Source organism: Shewanella sp. MF05913, from assembly GCF_059758095.1.
The window spans coordinates 1-3604 of sequence record NZ_JCAYNT010000046.1; the positions used below are offsets into that span (position 1 = coordinate 1).

Consider the following 3604-nt stretch of genomic DNA (forward strand, 5'->3'; position numbering starts at 1 on the left):
ATTACTCGTATTGTTAATTGTCTTTAGTGTCATCCCCATATCTTCTGTCTATGGAAAAGAGTTGAAGCTTGCTGTGGTACCTAAATTTAACAGTGTTTTTTTTGAGCAAAGTAAAACTGGCTGTATAGATGCCGCCGCTCAAATAAAAGGCGTGGAATGCATTTATCGGGGACCCTATATAAGTAACGTTAGGATGCAAGATTAGGTAATAAATCAACTGATTGATGAAGGCGTAGATGGTATTGCTGTAGCCATTACGCAATCTAAATATCTCGTTAAAAATAGTCTGAAGAGAGCGAAAGAATTAGGCGTACCAATTATTACCTATGACTCTGATTTTGATGCTTCAATCAACGAAGACCCTAATAATTTACGCCTGGCCTATATAGGCACTAACAATTTTGAATTGGGTAAATCATTAGGTGAAGAGTTAAAAAAACTTCGGCCCAATGGGGGGACACTAATAATGCAATCTGGACGACCAGATTCTCCCAATTTGAATTTAAGACTGTTGGGAGTCCGTTCCGCATTATCCGGAAAAAAATACGATGCACCGCCCGGAGAATTGCTTAATAACGACTCGGGTTGGACCGAAGTTAGAGAACCTTTTTTTAATTTTGATCAACTTGAACGATCTGTTAAGCAGATGGAATCGGTTTTGAAAGGTAAGCCTGTAAAAGCAGACTCCTTTATTGCAGTAGGTGGTTGGCCGCAAAATGACCAAGTGCTTTACCGTCAAATGATTGCTCCGTATCAGGCAAAAATTAATGACAACAAGGTCATTATTGTTATCACTGATACATCCTCTGAACAATTAACGATGTTGGGAGATAATCTTGCTCATATCAATATTGGTCAAAACCCATATGAAATGGGCAGACAAGCCATTTTGACATTGCATAAGATTGTCACAGAACAAAAATATGAGAAAATAATTTACACGCCAATTACAATTTGCACACCAGACAACTTTGATACCTGTACCAAGAGTGTGGAGTTGAAAAATCTTTAACTTTACCAAATTCAAATAATTACATGTTCCAAAAGCATTCGGTGCGCGAGTATTATCTCTATTCACTGGGAGCGTCCATATATGGCTTATTTAAGAGACAGACGGCTTGTTACGTTTGCTTGCTTAAATAAAAAGCTGGCTTAGCCTTTAAGCAGTGCTCACTCACAATGTTGCCTTATGTACTTAGATCCCATGACTTAAAATGAGGGTGTATGCTGTTTAGAAGTGCCATTGAACATAAACCGTTTGGTAATTGCTACCGCCTTTAATGCGACCAAATGCAGAGCTTGTTTCAAAAATCCCGGAGCGATGATGAATGGCATAACCTAACCACATGTTGTGCAAATTCGAGTTATCCAATAGATCGCCCATGTTAACGTCGAGAGAAAAATCAAGATAGTTCAGTAACTTTGATGGCGTATAACCTTTTTCTTCAATCTCAGAGCCTTCAATATAAGTCAGGCTGCTGACATACGAGAGTCCTTCTGCTACACCGAGTCTAAACCTCGGCCCTAGCTCGAATGTATAAAATGCTTTAATCGCGACGACGCCCTCGGCTAAATCATTTTGCACCGCAGAGCTGTGATGCCATACCACGCCAGGAGTAAAGTAAAGCTCAATAGGTAAGGTAAACAGAGTTTTGGTTAATCGAGTACCATAAAACAACGAACTCATTTGATTATTGTATCGGTCAGAACGTGTGTTCCAGCTTAATATCTCGTTGAGATTAGACGGCGTTGCCCAGCCGTGTGAAAGCCTTAAAAACTCATCGTTGTCATCACTAAGGGGCGCCGAGTGATAGTGTTTTTTACTAGGTTCAGGGAAGAAAGCGACACCTAAAAATGATTCATACTGATAAGCGTTATCTATGGTTGGTAGATTCGATACATTGTCTTCTAAACGCCCAACGCCAAATTGACCAAGTAGATACAGATTACTGATCAAATGGTAACGCGCTTCTAGTCCGGCGTTAACCTGAATACCGCCGCCCACGTCATATTGTTCTAACCCATAATAATACTGGTTAAAATCATCGCTTTTCCATTGAAATTCTGCGTAAGGTGTGAGTTTCCAATCTCCTTGCTGCCAGTGATATTTTGTGCGCGAATACACATAGCCACGCTTATAAGAGTCTGATAATAATGCGACATCAGCCTCCCATGGCCCGAGATTGAATTTATATTGCAAACCAAAATCGAAGGCTTGAGCTTGAGATTGGTTCTGTAACTCTTTTGGTATATCGACGAAGCGAAAGCGGGTATAGGCATTAATCTGGTGATCGCCTTGTTGCCATAAATGTACGCCGCCTTCCATGCCATTGATAAAAATGTATTCATTTTCAAACTTCAATAGTGGCAGCACATCGTAAACTTCATCTTCTTCTACTGCATAGGGAATATCGCCCCGACGAATACCGATAGCTATACCCCAATTATCAGTATTATAGTTAGGCTGCTCTTGCGAGGTTTTTTCCACGGCGAGACATAAAGGTGATATGAGTGATGCCGAAAGTGCTAGGGTGCTGAGTCGTTTAAACAATGTCATTATTTTCATCAGACAGTGGGGGCATAACTATAGAATGCTACAGATGAGTCAAAAATCAAGCTCCTACCTTGGAATAACTGAGTTGTGCTCAGCTGTGGAACTCTCCATTCACCTGTTCGGTCTGTCGAAGAATCGCCTGCTTTTGCCTTACTGCCGTAAAATCATTATAAAAATGGATAGCTCAATATGAAAAAGTTCATTAACAATGGATGGCCCATTAAAAGGAAAAATGGGTGGCTCATTACGGGAAAGCTTTAGGAGTGCTAAGCTCTGATAGTATGCAACGGCAGCATAACAATGTGTTTTCTGCATGGTAGGTGTTATGTTTTGAAGCAAAAGGAGAAGAGTATGGATCAAGCACTGCAAACGATGATTGATAATATGCCTGAAAAAACAGGTAAAAAATTAACAGAGTGGTTTGAAATATTAAAACAAGAAAATTTTGTTAAACACTCTGAGGCTGTAAAGTTTTTGAAAACAGAGCATGGTGTAACACATGGATTTGCTAATACCATTGTTACCTTGGCAAAAGACAACAATGACTCCCCTGAAAAGTTAGTATCAAATCAATATAGTGGCAAAGAGTCACTTAAACCCATTTATGACTTATTGATTTCAACCCTACAAAAATTGGGTGACGATATTGTCATTACCCCTAAAAAAGCAAGTGTCAGTATCATTAGAAAAAACCAATTTGCTTTAATTAAACCTGCCACTAAAAAAAGAATAGATTTAGGTTTGAAACTGAAAGGGGTGGCAGTTCAAGGGCGCCTAGAAAACTCCGGGCCATTTGGCACTATGTGTACTCATAGAATACAGTTACAACATCTAACCGATGTTGATAATGAACTGATTGAATGGTTGGCTAAAGCATAATAATTAACATGGCCACCCAAAATAGTTGGTGAAATAATAGACAATAAACTACGCTTTATTTACCCCCTGCTAAATGGTATTTAAAGATGGCCAGACCAAGACAGACAATCGTTAGTCTAGAAGATACCCCTTATTATCACTGTTGCTCGCGTGTAGTACGCAAAGCTTTTT

General features: G+C 39.5%; 2 protein-coding genes and 2 pseudogenes. 3 read left to right on the forward strand and 1 reads right to left on the reverse strand.

Annotated elements, in window-relative coordinates:
- The first annotated feature begins 10 nt into the window (after positions 1 to 10).
- Positions 11 to 1012 (forward strand): annotated as a pseudogene (locus tag AC19MV_RS22805) (substrate-binding domain-containing protein).
- 219 nt (positions 1013 to 1231) lie between these two features.
- On the opposite strand, the gene AC19MV_RS22810 reads toward AC19MV_RS22805, so the two are convergent.
- Entirely contained in the window at positions 1232 to 2557 is a 1326-nt protein-coding gene (locus tag AC19MV_RS22810; protein WP_498310022.1) for a MipA/OmpV family protein, read from the reverse strand.
- 348 nt (positions 2558 to 2905) lie between these two features.
- Between AC19MV_RS22810 and AC19MV_RS22815 the strand changes: the two genes are divergently transcribed.
- Together AC19MV_RS22815 and AC19MV_RS22820 are read left to right on the forward strand one after the other, a co-directional pair.
- Positions 2906 to 3433 (forward strand): DUF4287 domain-containing protein, encoded by a 528-nt coding sequence (locus tag AC19MV_RS22815; RefSeq protein WP_498310023.1) that lies wholly within the window; start codon positions 2906 to 2908, stop codon positions 3431 to 3433.
- 86 nt (positions 3434 to 3519) lie between these two features.
- Positions 3520 to 3604: pseudogene (locus tag AC19MV_RS22820) on the forward strand (Mobile element protein); the annotation flags it as partial.

Bases quoted from the DNA above. Each gene is read 5' to 3' on its own strand.
- AC19MV_RS22810 (WP_498310022.1), bottom strand. From the start codon at position 2,557: ATGACATTGTTTAAACGACTCAGCACCCTAGCACTTTCGGCATCACTC.
- AC19MV_RS22815 (WP_498310023.1), top strand. From the start codon at position 2,906: ATGGATCAAGCACTGCAAACGATGATTGATAATATGCCTGAAAAAACA.